General features: G+C 72.4%; 19 protein-coding genes. 12 read left to right on the top strand and 7 right to left on the bottom strand.

The window, feature by feature from the left end; translation table 11 throughout:
• Positions 1–3 precede the first annotated feature (3 nt).
• The 3 genes from fxsT to ACFV3E_RS27720 all read right to left on the bottom strand — a co-directional run bounded on the left by fxsT (position 4) and on the right by ACFV3E_RS27720 (position 6660).
• Positions 4–3963 carry an FxSxx-COOH system tetratricopeptide repeat protein gene (gene fxsT, locus ACFV3E_RS27730; RefSeq protein ID WP_500537124.1) on the bottom strand — a complete coding sequence of 1320 codons (3960 nt, stop codon included), beginning with the start codon at positions 3961–3963 and terminating at the stop codon, positions 4–6.
• On the bottom strand, positions 3960–5141 hold the full coding sequence (gene fsxC / locus ACFV3E_RS27725) for an FxsC protein (protein WP_500537123.1): 1182 nt from the start codon (positions 5139–5141) through the stop codon (positions 3960–3962). Before fsxC ends, fxsT begins: the two co-directional genes overlap by 4 nt.
• A gap of 370 nt (positions 5142–5511) precedes the next feature.
• Positions 5512–6660: an FxsB family cyclophane-forming radical SAM/SPASM peptide maturase gene (locus tag ACFV3E_RS27720; protein ID WP_500537122.1), complete on the bottom strand. Its 1149-nt coding sequence runs from the start codon at positions 6658–6660 to the stop codon at positions 5512–5514.
• Between the two features lie 721 nt (positions 6661–7381).
• On the opposite strand from ACFV3E_RS27720, the gene ACFV3E_RS27715 reads away from it, so the two are divergent.
• The gene (locus tag ACFV3E_RS27715; protein ID WP_500537121.1) at positions 7382–9682 is read left to right on the top strand and encodes an esterase-like activity of phytase family protein; all 2301 of its coding nucleotides are present in this window, start codon (positions 7382–7384) and stop codon (positions 9680–9682) included.
• A gap of 78 nt (positions 9683–9760) precedes the next feature.
• On the opposite strand, the gene ACFV3E_RS27710 is transcribed toward ACFV3E_RS27715, so the two are convergent.
• Positions 9761–10495, bottom strand: coding sequence for a class I SAM-dependent methyltransferase (locus tag ACFV3E_RS27710; RefSeq protein ID WP_500537120.1), 735 nt, complete (start codon positions 10493–10495; stop codon positions 9761–9763).
• Between the two features lie 110 nt (positions 10496–10605).
• On the opposite strand from ACFV3E_RS27710, the gene ACFV3E_RS27705 reads away from it, so the two are divergent.
• The 3 genes from ACFV3E_RS27705 (at position 10606) to ACFV3E_RS27695 (ending at position 12333) form a co-directional block, all read left to right on the top strand.
• A complete protein-coding gene (locus tag ACFV3E_RS27705) occupies positions 10606–11079 on the top strand; it encodes a carboxymuconolactone decarboxylase family protein (protein WP_500362850.1) in 474 nt (157 codons plus the stop codon).
• Between the two features lie 110 nt (positions 11080–11189).
• Positions 11190–11825 carry a DUF1345 domain-containing protein gene (locus ACFV3E_RS27700; RefSeq protein WP_500537119.1) on the top strand — a complete coding sequence of 212 codons (636 nt, stop codon included), beginning with the start codon at positions 11190–11192 and terminating at the stop codon, positions 11823–11825.
• Between the two features lie 181 nt (positions 11826–12006).
• Positions 12007–12333 (top strand): hypothetical protein, encoded by a 327-nt coding sequence (locus ACFV3E_RS27695; protein WP_500537118.1) that lies wholly within the window; start codon positions 12007–12009, stop codon positions 12331–12333.
• 102 nt (positions 12334–12435) lie between these two features.
• On the opposite strand, the gene ACFV3E_RS27690 is transcribed toward ACFV3E_RS27695, so the two are convergent.
• Complete coding sequence (locus ACFV3E_RS27690; RefSeq protein WP_500362856.1) at positions 12436–12915, bottom strand: MarR family winged helix-turn-helix transcriptional regulator; 480 nt, start codon at positions 12913–12915, stop codon at positions 12436–12438.
• A gap of 393 nt (positions 12916–13308) precedes the next feature.
• Here ACFV3E_RS27690 and ACFV3E_RS27685 point away from each other — a divergent pair, with 393 nt between their 5' ends.
• From ACFV3E_RS27685 to ACFV3E_RS27660, 6 genes are all read left to right on the top strand, one after another.
• Positions 13309–13668 (top strand): hypothetical protein, encoded by a 360-nt coding sequence (locus ACFV3E_RS27685; protein WP_500537117.1) that lies wholly within the window; start codon positions 13309–13311, stop codon positions 13666–13668.
• A gap of 68 nt (positions 13669–13736) precedes the next feature.
• Entirely contained in the window at positions 13737–14051 is a 315-nt protein-coding gene (locus tag ACFV3E_RS27680; protein WP_500537116.1) for a hypothetical protein, read from the top strand.
• A gap of 529 nt (positions 14052–14580) precedes the next feature.
• The gene (locus tag ACFV3E_RS27675; RefSeq protein ID WP_500537115.1) at positions 14581–15234 is read left to right on the top strand and encodes an FMN-dependent NADH-azoreductase; all 654 of its coding nucleotides are present in this window, start codon (positions 14581–14583) and stop codon (positions 15232–15234) included.
• Positions 15235–15418: 184 nt separating this feature from the next.
• On the top strand, positions 15419–15700 hold the full coding sequence (locus tag ACFV3E_RS27670; protein WP_500537114.1) for a hypothetical protein: 282 nt from the start codon (positions 15419–15421) through the stop codon (positions 15698–15700).
• A 47-nt stretch (positions 15701–15747) separates the two neighbouring features.
• The gene (locus ACFV3E_RS27665; protein ID WP_500537113.1) at positions 15748–18624 is read left to right on the top strand and encodes a SpoIIE family protein phosphatase; all 2877 of its coding nucleotides are present in this window, start codon (positions 15748–15750) and stop codon (positions 18622–18624) included.
• 223 nt (positions 18625–18847) lie between these two features.
• The gene (locus tag ACFV3E_RS27660; protein WP_500537112.1) at positions 18848–19111 is read left to right on the top strand and encodes a response regulator transcription factor; all 264 of its coding nucleotides are present in this window, start codon (positions 18848–18850) and stop codon (positions 19109–19111) included.
• Between the two features lie 27 nt (positions 19112–19138).
• On the opposite strand, the gene ACFV3E_RS27655 is transcribed toward ACFV3E_RS27660, so the two are convergent.
• Positions 19139–19684: a TetR/AcrR family transcriptional regulator gene (locus ACFV3E_RS27655; RefSeq protein ID WP_500537111.1), complete on the bottom strand. Its 546-nt coding sequence runs from the start codon at positions 19682–19684 to the stop codon at positions 19139–19141.
• A 173-nt stretch (positions 19685–19857) separates the two neighbouring features.
• Between ACFV3E_RS27655 and ACFV3E_RS27650 the strand changes: the two genes are divergently transcribed.
• Positions 19858–20709: an oxidoreductase gene (locus ACFV3E_RS27650; protein WP_500537110.1), complete on the top strand. Its 852-nt coding sequence runs from the start codon at positions 19858–19860 to the stop codon at positions 20707–20709.
• Positions 20710–20783: 74 nt separating this feature from the next.
• A complete protein-coding gene (locus tag ACFV3E_RS27645) occupies positions 20784–22235 on the top strand; it encodes an aldehyde dehydrogenase (protein WP_500537109.1) in 1452 nt (483 codons plus the stop codon).
• Between the two features lie 79 nt (positions 22236–22314).
• On the opposite strand, the gene ACFV3E_RS27640 is transcribed toward ACFV3E_RS27645, so the two are convergent.
• A partial coding sequence (locus ACFV3E_RS27640) for an ATP-dependent DNA ligase (protein ID WP_500537108.1) occupies positions 22315–22701 on the bottom strand: 387 nt, incomplete at its 5' end.

The raw sequence follows: 22701 nt of genomic DNA, 5'->3' as shown, positions 1-22701 counted from the left end.
GGGTCAGATCGGCGGCATCTCCAGCTCGAAGTCGATGCGCCGCTGTTCCCTCATGGCGACGGTCGTGGGATGCGTGTCCCCGAACCGGGCGGCGGACCGGCGCGTGATCTCCCGCACGCGGTCCTCCGCTCCGGGGTCGCCGACGCGCATCCGGTCGACCGCGAGGTTGTACTCACCGCAGAGCACGCGGGGGTGCCGGTCGCCGAAGAGGGACAGGAACTCGCGGTGCGCGCGCTCGTCCTCCGCCACCGCCTCGTCGTACCTCTCCAGCTGGACGAGGACCCCCGCCACGTCGGCCCGGCAGGCGACCGCCGCCGGATGCCCGCCGCTCACGCGCCGTTCGAGCGCGGCGAGCGTCGGACGCCCCAGGTCGAGGGCGGCCAGCGGTTCGCCGCCCAGCCTGCGGGCGATGATCAGGTTGGTCGCCGCGGCGAGCGTGAACGGATGCTCGGCGCCCAGCGTCGTGTGGTAGTTCGCGTGGTTCCGCTCGGCGATCTCCCGGCCCTCGTCGAAGGAGGGGTCGCCCTGCGTGCCGGCCAGCGCGAGCAGGTCGCAACTGAGGTTCGCCGCGCAGGCCAGCGTCTCCGGGTGCCGCTCGCCGTACCGGCGCCGGTACTGGTCGTACGTCGTCCGGGACAGGGCCTCGGCCGCCCGGAACTCGCCGAGCCGGCGACGGGTCACGGAGAGCGAGGCGTCGGTGCGCATCACCTCGGGCGAGTGCTCCCCGGACAGGGCGACGTAGTGCTGCCTGGTCTCCAGCAGCAGTTCGAGCGAGCCCTGGTAGTCGCCCATCTCGCGGCGGTCCAGGGCGGCACCGAGCGCGTAGCGCGAGCAGGCGGGGCTCCTGACCCCCAGCACCTGACGGGCCGTCTGGTACGCCTCCTCGGCGAGTGCCAGCGCCTCACGGGGGCGTCCGATGAGGTTCAGCGACACGCCGTAGTTGTTGATGGCGCGGAGCGTGTCCGGGTGGTCGTTCCCCACCGACCGGCGGTACCGGTCCAGGGTGTCCGCGTCGGACTCGCAGGCCTCCGCGTAGCGGCCCAGACCGTTCAGGTCGGCGCCGACGTTGCGGGCGGTGATGAGGGTGTGCGGGTGGGCGAGACCGAGCGCCGGGTGCTCGCGCTGCCTGCGCAGGGTGTCCGAGTCCAGTTCGAAGGCCTCGGCGTAACGGCCCATCGAGCGGAGCGGGTTGGCCAGCTGAGCCGCCAGACGCAGGGTGAGCGGGTCGTCGGCACCACGGTTCGCGGTCCACGCGTCCAGGGCCCGGCGCCCCAGACCGATCGCCGCCAGGTGGTCCTTGACCAGCCACAGGTTGCGGACCTGGCTCACCACCCACTCGCCGACCTGCGGGTCGACGCTCTCGATGGCTCCGGACGGTTCGAGGTGCGGGCGGAGCTCCGCGAAACGCTGGAGCGACGCAGGGTGGTCCTCCCCCTGCGAGGGCGAGGGGAGCGCGCTGGCCAGCACGAGGTGGGCCTGGCCGCGGGTACGCACCAGGGCTTCGGGGTCCACCGCCATCCACTCGCGGACCAGGGCCTGCAGGAGCCGGTGCACCTGCAGCGAGCGTCCCTCCAGGCGGGCGAGGGCGTACCTGCTCAGATCGCGGATGAGGTAGCCCATGATCATCGGGTCGCGGAGCGCGGAGTCGGACTGCGCCAGCTCGTTGCGCATGCCGTCGCTGTAGAGCAGGGAGTCCGCGATCGGCTCGGGTGAGAAGAACGAGCACAGTTCCAGCAGGCGGACCGCCGCGGGCCGCTCCGCGCGCAGCCGCTCCACGGACAGCCGCCAGACGGCGGGCAGTTGGGTCTGCCGCTCGAACTCCCCCGCGGGGCCGGCGCTCAGCACTTCACCGACGCGGCTGCGCACCTGTTCCAGGTAGGTGTCCACCGGCATCCCGGTCTCCCGGAGCCACGCCGCGGCGAGTTCCACGGCCATGGGCAGGTCGCCGAGTTCCTCGGCGATCCGGTCCGCGTCCTGACGGGTCAGGTTCTCCACGCGGCGCCGGAGCAGCGCGACGCTCTCCGCCCGCCGGAAGACGCCCACTTCGACGGTGGCGGGGCCGCTGTCGGACTCCCGCGCGGTGATGATGACGTGCCCCGGCCCGTTGGAGGGCAGGTAGTCCTCGAGCCGGCGGCCGCTCTGGCGGGTCTCCTCGTCGTTCGCCGCGTTGTCGTAGACCAGCAGCCACTTGCCCCGCCTGCCGCTCTCCAGCTCGGCCAGGGTCGCCATGGCCAGGTCCTCGGCGGTCTCGCCCTGGACGCCCAGCTGGACGCCCAGGTTCGCCAGGCTCTGCGGGATCAGGTCGGTCTGCTCCGCCGGGATCCAGTGCACCAGGTCGTACTGGGCACCGAAGCGGTGGACGTACTCCAGGGCGATCTGCGTCTTGCCCATGCCGCCGAGCCCGTAGAGGAAGAGGCGGTCCGCGGGGGTGTGCACGTCGTCCAGGGAGTCCTGGCCGAGGTCGTCCCAGAACTTGTCCAGCTCCTGGTCCCGGCCGGTGAACAGGTTGTACCGGGGCGGGGCCTTGAACGTCGAGGGGGCCTCGCCCGGGTACCGGGTGCGGCCCGCGACGGGCTCGTTGAGGGCCGGCACCCCGATGAGCGCGGTCACCCGCTCCAGCGCCGTCGCGGCCGTCATCCCGACCAGGGAGAACCCGGGGAGGCTCGCCAGCGCCGTCGGGGTCTGGAACTCGCGGGTCCGCAGGCCGAGGATCCTCGGACCGTCGCCGCGGCGGTCGGCGGCCTCGACCAGGGTGACCAGTTCCTCCGCGACGTTGGTGTTCACGAAGTCCGGTGACAGCAGCGCCAGGACGGTGTCCGCGGCGGTCGCGGGGACGGGCGCCATCGCGGTGGCGCTGCTGGGGCGCAGTGTCACCGTCACGCCCGCCGCCTTGAGCTGGTCGGCGATCCACTCGGCCCACAGCCGGTCGCGCAGGGCGTGGTCGATGCGGACCCGCGGGGTGGCCGCGCCGGCCACGGGCACCCGGTCGAACCGCTTGACCAGCGACGCCCGCTGCTCCTCCGCCATGTGCCCGATCGCGGTCACCTCGCCGCGCGTGATGACGGATGTGAGGCGTTCGTAGGCGGCGAGCAGCGTGCCCTGGTTGCGGATCGGGTCCTTCAGGGTCGCCAGGACCTCTTCGTAGGCGTAGTAGGGGCGGTAGGGGATCTCGATGTCACCCCAGTACCGGTCCGGGTCCGGGTGCGCGGATTCGTCGAGGAACTCCTGGAAGCGGCTGCGCGCGTGCTGCCGGGCGGTGTCCAGCCGGTCCTGCTCGGCGGGGTCGACGCGCATCGGGACCGGCAGGATCGTCACATGGGGGGCGAACCTGCGGACGTCGCGCGCGACGTTCGCGCCGCCGTCGACGGACTGGACGTTGAAGGTGAAGCAGTTCACCAGGACGTCGGGCAGCAGGAGCGTGGTGATGCCCGAGGTGTCGCTGAAGCCCGTGCGGCTGTCGATCAGCGCGTAGTCGTAGCCCGCCTGCATGTCCTCGCGCAGGGCGTGCAGGAACGCCTTCCCGTTCCGGTTCTCGTAGAAGCCGCGCCAGTCGTAGGTGTTGACGTTCTCGGAGTACTCCGGGGTGCGGCGGCCCGAGGAGACGAACTCGATGAAGCCGCCGCCGGGGAAGGAGCACTCCAGCGAGTGCGCGTGGCGGTCGACGCGTGCGTACGTCCGCAGTCCGTCCGTCAGGTGCGGGCTCATCCGCTCGAATTCGCGGACGAGGTCGATCACGCCCGGCGTGGAGCTCAGTTCGGGGTCCCGCAGGAAGGGGGCGAAGTAGCGGTGCAGACCCGGCGCCTCCAGGTCCCAGTCCATGACCAGGACCCGTTTGCCGTTCGTGGCCAGGATCCAGGCGACGTTCGCCATGGCCATGGTACGGCCCGTACCGCCCTTGAACGAGTAGAACGTCACTACGGTGCCGGGCCCCTGGGCGCCGGGACCGCCCGAGTCGTGCGTCATGAGGAAGACCTTCCGAGCAGGGGGAACGAGTCGAGGCCGCCTGTGGGCGTGGGCAGGCGCTGAGCGACCTGTGCGGACTTCATGGCGTCGTTCTGGGCGCGGACCAGGGCCTTGCGGAGCGCGGCGGTGAACTTCTCCTCGTCGGGCAGTCCCCAGCGCTCCAGTTCGGTGGCCTGGCCGCGCAGCGTGGGCAGCACCTCGTCGAGGGCGGCGTCCAGGTCCTCGGCGTGCTGCCACGACTGGGTGTCGTCCTGGTTGCGCGGTTCCAGCACGGCGGTGCCCTCGGGCACGGCCGCGTCGAGCGAGGTCAGCAGGCGCTGCTGCCGCTCCGCCTTGGCCGCCCAGGCGTCGACCAGCAGGACGACCAGTTCCTCCGGCCGCGGTCCTGAGCCCACCTGTTCCACGGTGCTCTCCTCGAGCGCCAGGACGTCGGGGGCGAGGTCCAGTTCCGCCGCCGTGTCGCAGAGCAGGGACGCCAGCTCACCGGGCCGCCCGGGCGCGTACGGGGACCAGTCGACGGGCGTGGTGCCGTAGTACTCGCGGGCGGTCCGTTCCCCCGGCAGGTCGTCGGCGGCCGCGGCGGCCACGACGAAGCTCACCGTCTGGTGTCCCGGGTACGGCGGGAGGGGCGGTGCGCCCTGTCGCCTGCCGGTGGCGTCGAAACCGGCGGCGTCCGGGAGGTGCTGCCCGAGGGCGGCCGCCACCCGGTCCGCGAGGGCCGCCACCACGAGCCGGTAGTCCTCGGCGTACCGGGCCTTCAGACGCAGGAGGTGGAGCAGTCCTTCACGGGCGTAGGCGGTCGAGTCGGCGGTCAGCGGCCCCTTCCGCCGGACGACGGGGGGCAGCGGCTCGGTGGCCGGCGCCCAGACCACCGGGATGATGGCGTCCGCGCTGCGTCCCGTCCGGGACCACAGCACCTCGGCCCGGTGTTCGAAGTAGGACCATTCGGTGGCACAGTAGGACTGGCCGAAATACGTCGGTGTGTAGAGCGCCACCATGGTGGTCGCACCGCGCATGCGCTCCACCGTGGCCTCGGGTGACCGGGGCGTGCCGCACACTCCGACCGACTCGGGCGACTCGCCGGTCCGGGCGGCGACCGCGTTGCGGAGGTCCCGGAATAAGGTCGCCGTCCACTCGTCGTCGACCCCGCGGATATGGCTCATGTAGAACCGGCTCATGGTGACTCCGTCGCGCATGTCGGGACGCCCCGCAACGAGCGCGGCAGCGGGGACGACTCGATAGGGGCCAACGGCTCGCCGTAGGCATCACTATTCGAGCAATAGCGGATAAATACCACATCCGGGCACCGCAGACGGGCGCGCATCGGGACCGTCACCCCTTCCTGATCAGGCTTTCCGCACCGTCCGTCGGGGAGCCTGCTCGGCGTGCCCGTGCGCTGCGGGGACAAGGGGGACGCACCCGGCGGGCGGCCCGGCCGGCCGCGGGGGCGGCGGGGCGCGCGGCCATCGGCGCGGTGCGCCGGAGGTTCATCCGGACGGGTACCCGCCATGGACCGTTCGGCCATCCCGGCGGACGGTGGAGGGGCGCTCATGACGCCCCTCCGATCAGAGCGCGGACGTCGGCGGTGACCCGGTCCCTGATGTGCTCGGTCAGCAGTTTGAGATCGGCGCAGTAGACGCTCGGATTGGCGAACCCGCTCGAGGGGCGGTAGCGGTGCGCCCGCAGCCCGCCCCCGCACAGCCGCACCACGTCGCAGGCCCGGCACTCCGGGGAGAGGGAGCTCAGCCCGCGGCCCTGCTCCCGCAGCAGCGGATGGTCGGCGGCGGTGTCGAAGTCGTCCGCGCCAATGTCCAGGCCCATGGCGGTGGCGCCTTCGTACGCCGCCTTGAGCGAGTCCGGCTGTTCGATCGACCCATCGGTGTCGACGACCACGAACGGCGGGCGGTCGAGCCCGACGGCTTCGGCCGTCGCCTTGCCGCCGAGCACCAGATCCATGATCGTCTCGAACATCCGGATCCGGGTCTCGCGGACCGGCGCCGCGTACCAGCGGTCGAAGACCGCGAGCAGCCACCGGCCGTAGGGCGCCGTCGCGGGGTCGTGGCCCGGCGGCGGGAACTCCCAGGTCGCGTGCGGGAGCAGCAGGTCGATGACCGGGGGCCGGTGGCTCAGCAGCGACTCGTAGACACCGAGGGGTTCATTGGCGAGGTCGACCGTACACAGCAGGCCGCCGTATAAGCCGGCGTTCTCCGCGCGCCGCAACAGCCCGATCCCCCTCTCGGCAGCAACGTGGCTGCTCTGCCCCCCACGTGTGCGCCGGTGGCGGTCGCTGGCGTCCCTGCCTCCGTCGAGGCTCACCCCCACGCGCACACCGTAGCGGCGGAACAGGTCCATCCAACCAGGGTTCAGCAGCGTCCCGTTGGTCTGTGCGGCAAATTCCACGGACGTGATTCCGTGCGCCGCCTCGCGCACCGATTGCAGCAGGTGCTCGACCCGCCGCCGTCCCGCCAGCAGGGGCTCACCACCGTGCAGGACGACTCGGACGGACGGCAGCCGATGGCGCTCGGCGTGCTCGGCTATCCGCGTGGCCAGTCGCTCGGCGAGGGCACGCGACAGCACGGCGGGCTTGCGCTGCCAACTGCTGTCGCGGAGTTCGTAGACGTAGCAGTACGAGCAGGCGAGGTTGCACAGGCCGTGCACCTTCACCACGAACTCGTGGATGGGCCGCGTCCCCTCCATCACCGACCTCCCGCCGGGCCCTCACCCCCGTCCCGGGGTCACAACGAGGAATCGAATCCGGTGTGCGGGTCGGGAACGTGCTCCGACCGGTCCTCCACGACGCGGAGCAGCGATTTCACCAGTGCGCACGGTGGGAGCGCGCGGAGGCGCTCCGGCTCGATGCGCAGGTGCATGACATCGCCGTGCGCGTCACGTGGTGCCGTTTCCATCGACCAATGCCCCCGGTACCCCTTGCCGCCCACGGTGGCTCGACCCTGCCGACGCGTGCGTGATCGGACGTGGCTGGAGCCCTCGGGTATCACCGCCGGCTCCCCCGTGCTGACTGCTGAAGTGTCCCTTCCAGGGAAGCACAGCGCCACGGACCAGGCCAGACCGCCTCCCGGACAGCTTCACGCCCTCCGGCGCGGCATCGAACGCCACGCCCGGAACGGAGGACCGGTCCGCCGTACGATGCGAGCCGGTCCTGTTCTCCGGCCGATGTCACCGCGTGCCACCGCCGCCGCGGCTCCCACCGCACCGGCATGCGGCCGGACCTGACGGTACGTCATCATCGTGCGGATCGCGGTACGTCCCGCCGGGCCCCGCACCCGCACCCGCACGGACCGGGGCGTTCCGGTCACTCTGTCCGGACGATCTTCGTCGTTTGTTCATCTGGGTGCCCGATTGCGCTGGTCCGGCGGCGAGATGATCGCCGTTCCGACCGTAGCGCAACGGAGAGACGATGCTCCCCAAGAGAACCTACGCCGCGCTCACGACCGCGGCTGTCGCTGCCGGCACGCTGGTGGCCGCGAGCCCCGCGAGTGCCCACCACCCGCACGTGACGCCGGCCTTCCAGCGCACCGCCACCTACCCGGTCTTCCAGAACCGCCCGGCGGGCGAGGACCCGGCCACGGCGACCGTCGCCGAGATCTCGGCGGTCAGCGAGGACGGCCGCACCCTGGTCTACACCGACGCCCTGGCGCGCCGGATCGGCTTCCTCGACATCGGCAGGCCGGGCAGCCCGCGCGGCCTCGGCACCCTGTCGCTGGCCGAGCTCGGCGACGCCGAGGACGAGCCCACTTCCGTGGCAGTGGTCGGCCGGTACGTGCTGGTCGTGGTCAACACCAGCAGCGGCTACTCCACCCCCTCCGGACGTCTCGACGTCATATCCCTGCGCGACCGCAAGCGGGTCACCAGCATCGATCTGGGCGGCCAGCCGGACTCCATCACCATCACCAAGGACAAGCGGTACGCCGCGATCGCGATCGAGAACGAGCGCGACGAGGAGGCGACCCCGCCCGGTGGCGAGGAGGGCGACCTGCCCCAGGCCCCGGCCGGCTTCGTGCAGATCGTCGACCTCAAGGGCACCTCGCCGCAGCACTGGCGCACCCGGGCCGTGCCGCTGACCCGGCCCGACGGTGGTGCGCTGCCCGTGCTGACCGCCGCCGGGATCGTGGAGCCCACCGACCCGGAGCCGGAGTACGTCGCCGTCAACGGCCGCAACCAACTGGTGGTGACGCTGCAGGAGAACAACGGGCTCGTCCTGGTGGACCTGCCGACGGGCCGGATCACCAAGGCCTTCAGCGCCGGCACGGCCACCGTGCACGGCATCGACACCGTCAAGGACGGCGTCATCGACCAGACCGGCTCGATCACCGACGTGCGGCGCGAGCCCGACGCCGTCAACTGGATCGACGACCGCTACTTCGCCACCGCCAACGAGGGCGACTGGAAGGGCGGCACGCGCGGCTGGACCGTCTTCGACAGCCGCACCGGCAAGGTCGTGTGGGACGCGGGCAACAGCTTCGAGCGCCTCGCCGTGCGCTACGGCCTGCACAACGAGGACCGCGCGGGCAAGAAGGGCACCGAGCCGGAGGGCGTGGTCGTCGCCACCTTCCACGGCGTGCGGTACGCCTTCGTCGGCTCCGAGCGCAGCAACTTCGTGGCGGTCTACGACGTCAGCCGGCCGACCGCCCCGGTCTTCCGCCAGATGCTGGCCACCACCAACGGCCCCGAGGGGCTGCTGCCGATCCCGTCGCGCGACCTGCTCGCGGTCTCCAGCGAGGAGGACGACGCCTCGGTCAACGTGCGGGCCTCGGTCAGCCTGTTCCAGCTGGGCAAGGGCACCCCGTCCTTCCCCGGCATCGTCTCGGCCCCGGACTCCACCGGCGCGCCGATCGGCTGGGGCGCGCTCGGCGCGCTGTCCGCCGTCCCCGGCCGGCCGCACGAGCTCTACACGGTCACCGACGCGGCGTACTCCGTCACCAAGATCATGACCATCGACACCTCGCGGAAGCCGGCGGTCATCACCCGGGCCCTGACCGTCAAGGACGCCGACGGCAAGCCGGTCGGCTACGACGCCGAGGGCATATACGCCCGTCCCCAGGGCGGCTTCTGGCTCGCCGTCGAGGGTGCGACCGGCGACGGCAACAAGCTGGTCCGGCTCGACCGCGACGGCGTGACCCGCCAGGTCGTCACGCTCCCGGCGGACGTCGCCGCGGGCCTGGCGAAGCAGGGCTTCGAGGGCGTCACCGCCACCACCGACGGCAACGGCCGCGAGGTCGTGTGGGCCACACTGCAGCGCGAGGTCAAGGGCGACCCGGCCGGGGTCGTCCGGATCGGCCGCTACGACGTCCGGTCGGGCACCTGGAGCTGGTTCGGCTACCGGATCGGCACCACGGACACCCCGGGCGACTGGATCGGCCTGTCCGAGATCACGGCGGTCGGCGACAAGCTCGCCCTGATCGAGCGGGACAAGCTGAACGGCCCGGCCGCGAAGATCAAGCGCGTGTGCACGGTCGACATGCCGAAGTCCGCCGCACCGTCGGGCCCGCTCCAGGTGCTCCCCAAGAAGCTCGCCCACGACGTGCTGCCGGACCTGCGGGCGACGAGCGGGTGGACCCAGGAGAAGCTCGAGGGGCTCAGCGTGGGCGGTGACGGCCACGTCTACGCCGTGACCGACAACGACGCCCTGGCCGACGCCACCGGCGAGACGGTCTTCCTGGACCTCGGTTCCGGCAAGAAGGTCTTCGGGCAGCGCTGATCCTCCGCGACGCCCTCCCCCGTACGGCCGCCGGTCCGCCGGCGGCCGTACGCGTCAGGCCCGTGCGGGCCCGGCCGGTCACGCCTCCGGACGGCGCGCGAGGAAGACGAACTCCCGGCCGGGCCGGTCCGGGGCGTCCCGCACCTCGTCGAGGTCGTACCCCTGCACGGTGAGCGCCGCCTCGACCTCCTCCCGCTCCCGGAACCGGAGGGTGGAGGTCGAAGTCAGCACCTCCCGGCCGGCGGCCAGGACGTAGGTCCAGCGGAAGGTCACCAGCGGCCCGCTGACGTCGAGCAGGTCGACCCAGTGCTCCACCGGTCCTGTGCCCGGCACGTCCACCACCCGGTGCGACGCCTCGCGGTTCCAGCCCTCCCATGCGCGCTTCGCCGGGTCCCGGGTCTCGAACACCAGGCGGCCGCCCGGCCGCAGCGCCTCGTACGCCCCCCGCAGGGTGTCCCGCCACACCCCGGGGTCGTCGATCGCCTGGGCGACGTTGGCCGTCATCGTCGCCAGGTCCACGCGCAGCGGCGGCAGCGCCGTCGCGTCACCGCGGATCCACCGGACCCGCTCACCCCCCGGCTTGGCCCGGGCGACGTCGAGGGCCGCCCCGGCCGGGTCGACGGCGACGACCTCGATGCCGAGGCCGGCCAGGCGCAGGGCGAACACCCCCGTTCCGCAGCCGATGTCCAGGACCCGGCGCGCGTCGCACTCCCGCACCAACGCGGTGTACGCGTCGAGGTCGCCGCGGCCGGGGTTGTCGAGGGCGTCGTACAGCGCGGCGAGCCGCGGGTCCCGGAATTCCTCGTCAGCCATGGGGCGACGCTACCCGCGGTGGGACCCGCGTCACATCCGTGCCCGTGTCACGTTTCCGCCGGCCCGTCCGTCATGGCTGCGTAACCGTCACCACGCAAGAGGAGCCCACCATGGAAGCCCGCGTGAACCTGTTCGGCAACGACCTCGCGCTCAGGTTCTTCAAGCACCTCAACTCGGCGGGCAAGCTGCCCGCGGAGTCGGGACTGCCGGCCGCGACCCAGGAGCTGGTGAAGATCCGCGCCAGCCAGATCAACGGCTGTGCCTTCTGCGCCGACATGCACACCAAGGAGGCCGCCGCGGCCGGTGAGACCTCGGTGCGCCTGAACCTCGTCGCGACCTGGCGCGAGGCCACGGTCTTCTCCGAGGCCGAGCGCGCCGCCCTGGAACTCACCGAGCAGGGCACGCGCATCGCGGACGCCGCCGGCGGCGTCACGGACGAGGTCTGGGCGAACGCCGTCAAGCACTACGACGAGGACCAGCTCGTCGCCCTGATCGGCCTCATCGCCGTCATCAACGCCTACAACCGCGTCAACGTCATCAACCGCCAGCCCGCGGGCGACTACCGGCCCGGCCAGTTCGGCTGAGGGCGGGCGCCCCGGCCCGTGCCGATGGGCCGGGGCGCCGCTGCACCCTCCGGACGATCCCAAGTGCCGCTGCCACGGGCCGCGGACGCCGGGTTGTAGCGTGATGCGGCATGAGGACCAGTTCGCCGCTCTCCGCGGTCCCCCGGCTGGCAGGCGCGATCGTCGTCGGAGCGCTGACCGGCGTGGTCGTCGGTGTCCTGACGGACGCGTCGCTGGGCGTCCTCGCCGGGATCGCGGCGACGGAGACGGTCTTCGTCGTGACGGGCTGGTTCGTGCTGTGGCCGATGGACGCGACCGCCACCCACCGCAACGCCCGGCGGGAGGACTTCCGGCCCGTCGTCGAGGAGCTGGTCGTCGTCGCCGCGGCCCTGTGCGGGCTGCTGGCCATCGTCGTCCTGCTCCTGCGCGGCGGCACCGACAGGGATCACGCCGCGGCGGCGACCGCGCTGGGCGGGGTGTTCATGGCCTGGGCGGCGCTCCACCTGATGTACGCCGCGCGCTACGGGTACCTCTACTACGCGGCCGCGGCGGGCGGGATCGACTTCAACTCCCCGCACCCGCCGACGTACCGGGACTTCTTCTACTTCAGCTACAACCTGGGCATGACCTACCAGGTCTCCGACACGGACGTCTCGAGCCCGGCGATCCGTGCGACGGTGCTGCGGCACTCGCTGCTGTCGTACGTCTTCGGCACCAGCATCCTGGCCACGACGATCAACCTGGTCGCCGGGATGGTCACCGGCTGAGGGCCGACCGGCCGCGCGTCTTATATCCCGAGTCGAAAATTCCTGTCAAGTCCCGAATTGCAGCGACATGACGCCGGGCGCCGTACCCGGCTTACTGGAGACATCGGGTTCCACCCCCCAGGGGCGGCCCACCGGACACCACCGGAACCCCCTCCACCCCCGCTCACGAAGGACAACGACCATGGCCCCCACCCTCCGCACCAAGCGCCTCGTCACCCTCACCGCCGCGGCCACCCTGGCCGCGGGAGGGGCGCTGCTCCCCACCACCGCGTTCGCCGCCACCGCGCCGGCCGAGTCGCACGCGGCCACCGCGAAGGAGTCCGGCCGGGGCGGCGGTCACGGCGGAGGCCGGGGCCACGACGACGGGGGCTGGGGGCACGGCGGCTGGAACCAGGGCGGCAACCGCCCGAACGCCAATGGCAACGGCAGCATCATCATCGTCGTCGGCGACAACAACTCCACCAACATCAACAACGGCACCGTCAACAACGGGGTGATCTTCGACTGAGCGTCACGTACGTCCCGCCGACCCGAAACCACCAGCACCTCCGGCCACCGGGGGTGCTGTTCCCGTCCCCGTGCGCGGACAGGCGCCGGCCGGGCCCGCGGGTCACTCCTCGGTGCAGAGCTCGTCGCCCGGCGAGGTGCGCACCCGGGCCAGGAGGCCGCGGAGCGCCGTGACCTCCTCCGGGGACAAGTCCCCGAAGAGCCCCCGCTCGACCTCTTCCACCGCCGCCTGGGCCTCGGCCAGCACGCCGCGCCCCCGGTCCGTGATGGCGACGATGTGCCGACGGCGGTCGGACGGGTCGCGACGGCGCTCGACGAGCTCCGCGGACTCGAGGTCGTTGAGGATCGCGACCATGATGCTGGGATCCACCTCGAGCGCCGCGACGAGACCCTGCTGGCCCATGGATCCGCACCCGCCGAGCAGCATCAGCGTGGCTCCCGCCCGCGGTGTGAGGCCGCAGGAGGCGAAGGCGCGCTGGACGCGGCCGTTCGCGATGGCGCCGTGCCGGGCCAGCAGGAAACCGAGCTGCTCCAGCGGGTCGCCGCCGGCAGCACCCTCAACCGCGATCTCGTTCACTGCCATGCCTGCATCATAGCGCGCCGCCAACCATCGTGATCGATGGGTAATCCATGACCTTCAACGATTTCGGGACCACGACCCGCTACGGCCCCACCACGACCCCTACGGACGAGTTCGCCCCAAGCGGTCGTTTGTGCCGCGTTATTCCACTTCCCCTGATTCCTTGCGCGAGGCGATGGTCACACCCCATAAATGATTGACCCTCCTCAATCATCTGTTAGGTTCCATTCACCAGCGATCCACAGGGACGCCGGCCCCGCGGAACCAGCGCCTGCGAACCAGGCGCCCCGCCCCGGCAACACCACGGAATCGCCCCCGCACGACGGGGACCGGCCCACCCGGCCGGACCGTCGTCCGACGCCCCGCACACCGGGGCACAGCAAGGAGACACCAGTCATGAACAAGTGGACGCGCATCATCGCCACCTCCACCGCCTCGGTGGCACTCGCCGGCACCGCCCTGCTCGGAGCCACGGGTTCCGCCTCCGCCGCCCCCCGGCCCATCGGCCAGGACCGGCAGGCCGTGAGCGTCAGCAGCACGGCGTGGGACAGGTCCGCCGACCGCGCCGGGAACGACGACCGGCGCTGGAACGACGAGGTCACCCGCCACCACTACGACTACGGCCACCACCAGGTGCAGTACTGGTACGGGTACGACGGCAAGCTCTACCGCTACGACGGCCACCGCCTGGCCCGCTGGTCCCACGGTCACTGGGTGACCGTCTGGCAGTCGTACGGCCACGGGCCCGTCCGCTGAGGCGCGACCGGATCCGGCACACCCCGCCGGGCCACGCACGCCCCGCCGACAGGCAGGAAGCCACTCCGGTGCCGAGCCGCCCCGTCCTCGCACGGCCCGGCACCGGCACCGGCCCCCGCCTCTCCCCCACCCGTGCCGCCACCGGCACACCGAAAGACCCGGAGAACACCATGCCCATCCCGACGACGAAGTCCGGCGGCCTGCTCAACAACGCCTTCGTGGCGGTACGGCGCCTGCAGCCCCCGGCCACCGCCTCCGGTACCGGACGGCACCGCGGCCGGCCCGCCGGTGAGCGCATCACCTCCATCGGCGTCCGGGGCATGGGCGCCCACCGCCGCCCGCTCGACACCCCCGGCTCCGGCGACACGGCCGCCCAGGCCTGAACACCGCCTGCGCCGTCCCGCCCCCGACCTCACCGACCCGTGCCTGCGCCTGCGCCGGGTCGCCATCGGAGGGAACAACCAACTCCGCTGCCCCGGAGATGAGTTGGCCGCGCGTCCGCCGCGCACACCGCGCGCCCCGGCACCCCTCCGTGGAAAACCGCCCCGGCTCCCCGTCCTGACTCCTCCGGACCGGGGAGCCTTCGGCGTGCCGCCGCACACGCGCCGTCGACCCCGGCCGGACGGCGCTGCGGCGCGCCATGGCGCCCCTGCGACGGCGGCGGCAGGCCGCCCCCTTCGCGGCTCGACCCCCTTGCCACCGGCGGCAGTTCGCCGCTCCACACCCAGGAACTTACCAAAAGTTAGCGGCTAATCCCCTCTTTGGCCCGCGGGACCCGGGTGCACCACGGTGGAGCCGTGGGACCCGCACCTCGCATCCCCCGGCGACGCGGGCCACCGGGCTCCCCGGCGCCATGACGCCGGGGAGCCGCCCCACGGGGACACGCACACGTCTGACGCACCTGGAACTCACATGGCAACCCTGCTGCACCTCGACTCCTCCCTCCACCCGGGCTCCGGCTCCCGCTCCCGCACCGTCGCGCTGACCTTCCGCGACGCATGGCAGGAGCAGCACCCGGACGGCACCGTCGTCTACCGCGACCTCGCCGCGGACCCGCTCCCCCACCTCGACGTGCACGGCTTCTCCGCCGCCTTCGTCGACGCCCCGTCGCACAATCCCGAACAGGCGGCGGCCTTCGCGGGCCGTCTGGCCCTGATCGAGGAACTGGAGAAGGCCGACGCCGTGCTCCTCGGCGCCCCGATGTACAACTTCACGATCCCGTCGACGCTCAAGAGCTGGATCGACCACGTGCTCATGGTCGGCCGCACGACCGGTGACACCTCCAGCGTGAAGGGCGTGCCGGTGACCGTCATCGCCAGCCGCGGCGGCTCCTACGCTCCGGGCACCCCGCGGGAGTCCTCCGAGTACGTCCAGAACTACCTGCGGTCCATACTCGGCGAGTACATGGGCCTGGACCTGGACTTCATCGTCCCCGAACTGACCGCGGCGGCGTCGAACCCCGCCATGGCCGAGCTCGTCCCGCTGGCCGAGGCCTCGTGGACCCGGGCGCTGGAGGACGCGGCCACCAAGGGCAAGGAAGTCGCGCAGCGCGTAGCAGCCGCCTGACCGCGGGCCGTGTCCTGCCCGCACCGGGCAGGACACGGCTTCCCCCGTTCCCTGCCTGGTACCGGGAGGCATGGGAACAGCGTTCCGTGGCCGGCGCGGCCGCGATGACGCAGCCTTGGCCGTGTCCGGCACACCTCGCACGGCCGCCCGCCGCGGTCACCCCCGCCCCGTTCGGAAGACGCTCATGAGCACCCAGACGACCACCCATCGCCACGCCGCCGTTCCCCACGACCCCGCCGGCCCCGACGCCGCCTCCGGCCCGCAGGAGTCCGGCATCGACGGTCTGGCGCACCTGGTCGACGACCTCGCGCACGCGATGGCGACGACACCGGAGGCCCTCCTCGCCGGCATGTCGGACGACGTGCTGAACGCCCTCTTCCTCCTGCACGTCCAGGAGGGACCCGGCCGGATCCCACGCCCCGGCGGCCCCGGGGAGCCCGAGCGGAACCGGACCACCACGGAGTAAGGCCTGCCTCGCCTGCCAGCTTTGCTCCATAAATGTACATTTACATCGTGAACGACCGATTGGCGCTCCTCGCCGATGTGGAGAAGGGCATCGGTGAGGGCGAGGTGCTCCGGCTCGCGCTGCAGCACGCGGTCGCCGAGCTGGACGGGCTGGGCGGCACGGTCCACCTGTGCGGGCCGATGTCGGCGCTGCGCCTGGTGTCCACGGTCGGGCTGTCACCGGGGTACGTACGCCCCTGGGAGATCATCGACCAGGAGAGCCCGGCGGTCCCGGCGCGCGCCGTGCGCCGGCGCGGCCGCGTGTGGGCGGCGGACGGATCGGCCGGCGCGGGCCGGCCCGGGACGGCGAAGGGATGGCCCGGCACCGGGCTGGCCTCCGTGGCCCTGTCCGACGGGGTGAGCTCGGTGGGGTCGCTGACCGTCGTCACCGGCTCGGCCGGGGAGCCCACCGAGGAGCAGTGGCGGTTCCTCGAGGCGGTGACCGCCTGGGCCCAGGAACGCGTGGACCAGGCGCCGCCCCCGACCCGCCCCACGCACGAGGAACCCAGCGGCAGCCGGCTGCGGCAGGCGCTGAAGGCCGTCGAGGTGGGCACGTGGGACTGGAACATCCGCACCGGCGAACTCGCCTGGGACGACGCGGCCATGGCCGTCTACGGCACCGACCCCTCCGACTTCGTGCCCCGGGTGGAGAGCTGGATGAAGGTCGTCCACCCCGACGACCTGCGGTGGACACTCGCCACCGCCGAGAGGGCGATCCGGGACCGGGGCGTGTTCGAGGCCGAGTACCGGGTGCGCCGCCCCGACGGCAGCTACGGGTGGACCGAGACCCGCGCCAAGGTGGTCCTGGACGACAGGGGCGAGCCGTACCGGATGATCGGCACGGCGTGGGAGAGCAACGAGTCGCGGTCCGCGCGTGACGCGCTGAGCCGCGCCCTGCGGTACATGAGCGACGGCTTCCTCTCCGCGGACGAGGACTGGCGCATCACCTTCGTCAACCTGGAGGCCGAGGACGTGCTCGGCTCCTCCGAGGAGGAGCTGTTCGGCCGGGTGCTCTGGACGCTGCCGTCGCTGCGGCAGATCCCCGGCCTGGAGTCGCGCTGCCGGGAGGCAGCCGCCAAAGCGGCGCCCACGAGCTTCGACGTACGGATGCCGGACACGGGCTCCTGCTACCAGGTCCGGCTGGTCCCGCTGCCCGACGGGGTGACGCTCTACTTCACCGACGTCACCGACCGGCGCAGGCACGAGGCCGAGCGCGCCGCCTCCGAGCGGGCGGCGGGCGAACGCGCGACCCGGATCGCCGAACTGACCGCGGCCCTCGCCAAGGCGACGACCTCGCGCGACGTGGTGGACGCCGTCGCCCAGCGGGTCCTGCCGCCGTTCGGCGCCACCGGGCTGCTGGTGCAGGCGCTCGAGGACGGCAGGGCCTACAACGTGGGGTCCGTCGGCTACCCGCAGGCCTTCCTCGACAACCTCCACGGCCGCCCCCGGGGCGCCAGGGACCCGGTGTGGGACGCCATCTCGACCAGCGGACCGGTGTTCGTCTCCTCGGCCGAGGAGTACGCGGCGCGGTACCCGGCCATGGCCGACCGCCCGCACCTGACCGGGAAGGGGTCCTGGGCCTTCCTGCCGCTGACCGCCTCCGGGCTCACCTTCGGCGTCTGCGTGGTCGCCTTCGACCAGCCGCGGCGCCTGACGGACGAGGAGCGCACCCTGCTGAGCGCCATCAGCGCGCTGGTGGCCCACGCCCTGGAACGCGCGCGGCTGTACGACGCCGAGCACACCCGCTCCCGGGAACTGCAGAGCGCGCTGCTCCCCCAGGAACTGCCCGGGCTGCCGTCGTGCACCCTCGCCGCCCGCTACCTGCCGACCGAGCAGGGCGCGGACGTCGGCGGCGACTGGTACGACGTGATCCCGCTGTCCGCCGGCCGGGTCGCCTTCGTCATCGGCGACGTGATGGGCCACGGCCTGTCCGAGGCGGTCACCATGGGACGCCTGCGCACGGCCGTCCACACGCTGGCCGGTCTCGAACTGCCCCCCGACGAGATCATGGGGCACCTCAACGACATCGTCGGCGGACTCGGCGCCGACTCGTACGCCACCTGCCTCTACGTGCTCTACGACTCGACCACCGGCACCTGTTCGGTCACACGCGCCGGGCACCCCCCGCCCGCGGTCGTCCATCCCGACGGGACCGTGCGCTTCCCGAAGGCGGCGCCGAACCCGCCCCTGGGGGCCGCGGAGCAGCCGTTCGAGAGCGTCGAGCTGCAGGTCCCCCGGGAGAGCCTGCTCGTGCTGTTCACCGACGGGCTGGTCGAGTCCTCCGAGCGCGAGATCGACGAGGGCCTGGGCGACCTGGCGCGCCTGCTGACCGACGCGGACGGCGAGGACCTGGGGGCGCTCTGCGACGCCCTCATCTCCGGGCTGCTCCCCGTCGGGCGGACCACCAGCGACGACATCGCGCTCCTCGTCGCCCGCGTCCACGCGCTCGCTCCCGAGCGGATCGCCTGCTGGCCGCTCCCCGAGGACCCGCGGGCGGCGGGGATGGCCCGCGGACATGTGCGGGAGCAGTTGTCCGCGTGGGGTCTGGAGGAGCTGACGCCGACGACGGAGCTGCTCGCCAGCGAGCTGGTGGGGAACGTCGTCCGCCACGGGAAGGGCCCGATGACGCTACGGCTGCTGCGGGACATCGACCTGGTCTGCGAGGTCTCCGACGACAGCCTGACGATGCCCCGCATCCGCCACGCCTCCGAGACGGACGAGGGGGGCCGGGGCCTCCAGCTCGTCGCCTCCCTGTCCCAGCGGTGGGGCACCCGCTACACCCCGAACGGCAAGTGCATCTGGACGGCGCAGCAGCTGCCCGACCCCGACGCCTGCCTGCCGCTCCCGGAGCCGTTCGACGTGGACGCCGTTCCGCCCCTCGACTGACCGGCCGGGCAACTTCCCTCGTGGGCAGGGGTGTTGGCGGGCCGGCGGCCGTCCGGCCCCGCGGGGCATGGCGTGACACGTCTGTGACAGTCGGCGGACGGGGTCATGACGTCGCAGCGCGAAGGTGGTTTATAGAGGGCAAAACGCCCTAATCGGACATCGACCTCCTGCTTCCGAGGGCGTGAGCAGGGACCGCAGCCGCCGAACCGCCGAAGGACACCCCATGAGCTCCGCACCCGCCACGCCCCAGGCCGACGCCAGCCCCGACGCCGACACCGCCGAGACCAGCGGCGACGTCCCCGAACTCGCCCCCCGCGAACGCGAGACCCTCCGCCACATCGCCGCGGGCCGCACCTACCTCCAGACCGCCCGCCACATGGGACTGTCCAAGCACACCGTCGACGCCTACCTCCGCCGCATCCGCGCCAAGCTCGGCATCTACAGCACCGCCGAACTCACCCGCACCGCCATCGCCCTCGGACTGTGACCGCGGCGGTCCCGGCCGTCGCAGGGATCAGGAGCGGCCGAAGCCGTTGAGGAACGTGTCCACCACGAGGTCGGCCGCCCGCGGGGGCTCCACGTCGGGAAAGCGGTGGGCGACGGTGTCCACCAGTTGGTCGAGGACCGCCCTCACCCACTCCGGGGAGGCGTCGGGGCGCAGATGACCCTCCTCCGCGGCGCGCCGCAGGAAGGCGTCCAGCCGCGCGCTCTGCTCCGCACGCCGGCGGTCGGCCTCGGGGTCCTGCCGCATCATGCGGCGCGTGTCGACGGGCCACTCGCGGCTGACGGGGACGATCCCCTCCACGTAGCGGTGGAGGGCCACACCGACGGGCGCCTCCATGAGCCGCGCCTCGTCGAGGACGCGCTCGGCGGAGTCGAGTTTCGCGTGGAAGACGGCGTTGAGCAGGGCTTCGCGCGTGGCGAAGCGGCGGTGGACGGTCGTCCGGTCCACCCCCGCCGCAGTGGCGATGGCCGACATCGAGGTGCCGGGGTCCTCGGCCAGCAGCCGGGCCCCGGTGCGCAGGACCACGGCGAGGTTACGTGCGGCGTCGGCTCTCATGATGGCGTCATGGTATCAGCGAGTCGCAGTTAGACGTACATCACCATCACACCCGCTGCATCGGGCACGCATAGTGCTACATTGGTGTTGCAGTTAATCGAAGAGCTTCGACAGTGACCTCGGATCCGCCCCTCGGCCCGAGAGCGCTCGTCGCAGGACAGGAGGAACGTTCCATGACACGTACGTGGCTGATCACCGGTGGTTCCCAGGGCCTCGGGAAGGCCCTCGCGGTCGCGGCGCTGGAGGCGGGCGACCGGGTCGTGGTGACCTCGCGCAAACCGGAGGCGCTGGCGGAGCTGGCGGCGGCACACCCCGAGCGGTTCCAGAGCCTCGCGCTGGACGTCACCTCGCCCGCGGAGGCCCGGCAGGTGGTCGCGGCGGTGGTCGATCGCTTCGGCGGCCTCGACGTCGTGGTCAACAACGCGGGCTACGCGACCAACGGCTCGGTGGAGGACTTCCCGGAGGACGAGTTCCGGGCCCAGATCGAGGCGAACCTCTTCGGGGTCGTCAACGTGACGCGGGCGGCGCTGCCCGTCCTGCGCGGCCGGCGTTCCGGGCACTTCGTGCAGATCTCGTCCATCGGCGGCCGGGTCGGCGGCACGCCCGGCCTCAGTGCGTACCAGACCGCCAAGTTCGCGGTCGCGGGCTTCTCCGAGGTCCTGGCGAACGAGGTGGCCCCGCTCGGCATCAAGGTGACCATCGTGGAGCCGGGCGGCATCCGCACCGGCTGGGCCGCCGGCGCCGCGCTGACCTCGGGCCCGATCGGTGCCGACTACCAGCAGACCGTCGGGCAGTGGCAGGAGCGGTTCGCGGCCTACAGCGGCAACGAGCCCGGCGACCCGGCCCGCATGGCCCGGGCGATCGTCGACGTCGTCGGCGCCGAGGAGCCCCCGCGCCGCCTGCTGCTCGGCAGCGACGCGCTGGAGATCGCACTGGACGCGGAGGAGGCACGTCTGACGGAGGCCAGGACGTGGGCGCACCTCAGCCGCTCCACGGACCACCCGGTCGCTCCCGCCTCCGCGTGACCCCGCACCCGCCTGCCCCCGCCCCGGCTTTGCCCTTGCCCTTGCCTTGCCCCCGCAACTGGAAGAAGTGACTGATGACCCTTCGCGACAGGCTCTTCATCGGCGGCTCCTGGGTGACCCCCAGCGACCCTGACCTCCTCCTCGAGATCCGCTCCCCCCACGACCAGTCCCTCCTCGGCCGGGTGGCCCAGGCGTCCGATGCGGACGTGGACGCGGCCGTCGCCGCGGCGCGTGAGGCCTTCGACAACGGGCCGTGGCCGCGCACCGACCCCAAGGAGCGGCAGGAGGTGATCCGCCGGGTCAACGCGCTGCGCGAGGCCCGTGCCGACGAGATCGCCGCGACCATATCCGCCGAGAACGGTTCGGCGGGCTGGTTCACCAAGGCCGGTCAGCCGTTCCTGACCCGCCAGGTCGACGCCTACCTCAAGGCCGCCGCCGAACTCGGCTGGGAGGAGGTCCTCGAACCCTCCGACCCCTCGGTGGCCTTCGACACCGTGGTCAGGCGCGAGGCGATCGGCGTGGTCGCCGCGGTCATCCCGTGGAACTCGCCCTTCTCCGCGGCCACGGCCAAGCTGACCCCGGCCCTGCTGGCCGGCAACACCGTGGTCCTGAAGGTCTCCCCGGAGAACTCGCTGAGCATGATGCTGCTGGCGGACCTCTTCCACGAGGCGGGCCTCCCCGAGGGCGTGCTCAGCGTCCTCCCGGCGGACCGGGAGACCAGCGAGCACCTCGTCTCGCACCCGGACGTCGACAAGATCGCCTTCACCGGCTCGACCCGCGCCGGACGGCGCATCGCCTCGATCGCCGGCGAGCAGCTCAAGCGGGTCAGCCTCGAACTGGGCGGCAAGTCCGCGGCCGTGATCCTCGACGACGCCGACCTCCCCGCCGTGATGCAGGGGCTGCGCTTCGGCTCCCTGGCGAACAACGGCGAGGCCTGCATCCTGCAGACCCGGATCCTGGCGCCGCGCAGCCGCTACGAGGAGGTCGTCACGGCCCTGAAGGAGATGGTGGAGTCGCTGAAGGTCGGCGACCCCTCCGAGCCGGACACCTTCATCGGCCCCATGATCCGCCGTGACCAGCAGCAGCGCGTGATCGACTACATCAAGCTGGGCGTCGAGGAGGGCGCCCGCCTGGTGACCGGCGGGCCCGAGGTGCCGCGGGGGCTGGAGGAGGGCAACTACGTCACCCCCACCGTCTTCGCCGACGTCGACAACGGCATGCGCATCGCCCGGGAGGAGATCTTCGGCCCCGTGCTGGTCGTGATCGCCTACGACGACGAGGACGACGCGGTGCGGATCGCCAACGACTCCGACTACGGCCTGTCGGGGGGCGTCTGGACCACGAGCCCCGAGCGTGCGCTGGCGGTCGCCCGCCGGCTGCGCACCGGGACCGTCACCCTGAACGGCTCCCCGATGAGCTTCGACGGCCCGTTCGGCGGCTACAAGGCCAGCGGCATCGGCCGCGAGTACGGGTCGGTGGGCCTGACCGGCTACGTCGAGCACAAGACGATCACCCGTCGGCGGTGACCACGGACGGGCCGGGCCCGGGAGGTGTGTGGGGCGCCCCGGGCCCGGCGGTCACCGGTCGCGGCGGCCCGGGTGGGGGTCAGGAGTCGTCGGCGTGGAGGTTCTTGACCTTGATCCAGTCACGGCTGCGGCGACCCGGAAGGTACGTGCTGGTCAGCCGCTTCGCCACCACACCGTCGTACCCCTCCTGACGGATGTAGTGCAACGCCTCACTCGCCATCGCCGGCCAGTACGGCGGCACCACCACATGCGGCCCCGACACCCCCAGATCATCCAGCAACGCCCGCCGCGCCGTGTACGGCGCATGCAACACCGGCTCCCCCAAGTGCAGGATGTCGTACACCACCAACTGCGCCGGCATCGCCTCCGCCGCCTCCGCCACCGCCGCCGGATGCCGCAGACTCATCCGCCGCTGCAACCGCTCCACCGACACCCCACCATGCTTCCCCAACGCCACGATCTCCCC

Source organism: Streptomyces sp. NPDC059718, assembly GCF_042733315.1.
Classification (GTDB): Bacteria; Actinomycetota; Actinomycetes; order Streptomycetales; family Streptomycetaceae; genus Actinacidiphila.
The sequence above is the reverse complement of the archived record's forward strand: the minus strand, read 5'-3'. Positions and strand labels throughout refer to the sequence as shown.

Bases quoted from the DNA above. Each gene is read 5' to 3' on its own strand.
- fsxC (WP_500537123.1), bottom strand. From the start codon at position 5,141: ATGAGCCGGTTCTACATGAGCCATATCCGCGGGGTCGACGACGAGTGG.
- ACFV3E_RS27720 (WP_500537122.1), bottom strand. From the start codon at position 6,660: ATGGAGGGGACGCGGCCCATCCACGAGTTCGTGGTGAAGGTGCACGGC.
- fxsT (WP_500537124.1), bottom strand. From the start codon at position 3,963: ATGACGCACGACTCGGGCGGTCCCGGCGCCCAGGGGCCCGGCACCGTA.
- ACFV3E_RS27660 (WP_500537112.1), top strand. From the start codon at position 18,848: ATGAGCTCCGCACCCGCCACGCCCCAGGCCGACGCCAGCCCCGACGCC.
- ACFV3E_RS27715 (WP_500537121.1), top strand. From the start codon at position 7,382: ATGCTCCCCAAGAGAACCTACGCCGCGCTCACGACCGCGGCTGTCGCT.
- ACFV3E_RS27675 (WP_500537115.1), top strand. From the start codon at position 14,581: ATGGCAACCCTGCTGCACCTCGACTCCTCCCTCCACCCGGGCTCCGGC.
- ACFV3E_RS27650 (WP_500537110.1), top strand. From the start codon at position 19,858: ATGACACGTACGTGGCTGATCACCGGTGGTTCCCAGGGCCTCGGGAAG.
- ACFV3E_RS27690 (WP_500362856.1), bottom strand. From the start codon at position 12,915: ATGGCAGTGAACGAGATCGCGGTTGAGGGTGCTGCCGGCGGCGACCCG.
- ACFV3E_RS27695 (WP_500537118.1), top strand. From the start codon at position 12,007: ATGGCCCCCACCCTCCGCACCAAGCGCCTCGTCACCCTCACCGCCGCG.
- ACFV3E_RS27685 (WP_500537117.1), top strand. From the start codon at position 13,309: ATGAACAAGTGGACGCGCATCATCGCCACCTCCACCGCCTCGGTGGCA.
- ACFV3E_RS27655 (WP_500537111.1), bottom strand. From the start codon at position 19,684: ATGAGAGCCGACGCCGCACGTAACCTCGCCGTGGTCCTGCGCACCGGG.
- ACFV3E_RS27645 (WP_500537109.1), top strand. From the start codon at position 20,784: ATGACCCTTCGCGACAGGCTCTTCATCGGCGGCTCCTGGGTGACCCCC.
- ACFV3E_RS27710 (WP_500537120.1), bottom strand. From the start codon at position 10,495: ATGGCTGACGAGGAATTCCGGGACCCGCGGCTCGCCGCGCTGTACGAC.
- ACFV3E_RS27670 (WP_500537114.1), top strand. From the start codon at position 15,419: ATGAGCACCCAGACGACCACCCATCGCCACGCCGCCGTTCCCCACGAC.
- ACFV3E_RS27700 (WP_500537119.1), top strand. From the start codon at position 11,190: ATGAGGACCAGTTCGCCGCTCTCCGCGGTCCCCCGGCTGGCAGGCGCG.
- ACFV3E_RS27705 (WP_500362850.1), top strand. From the start codon at position 10,606: ATGGAAGCCCGCGTGAACCTGTTCGGCAACGACCTCGCGCTCAGGTTC.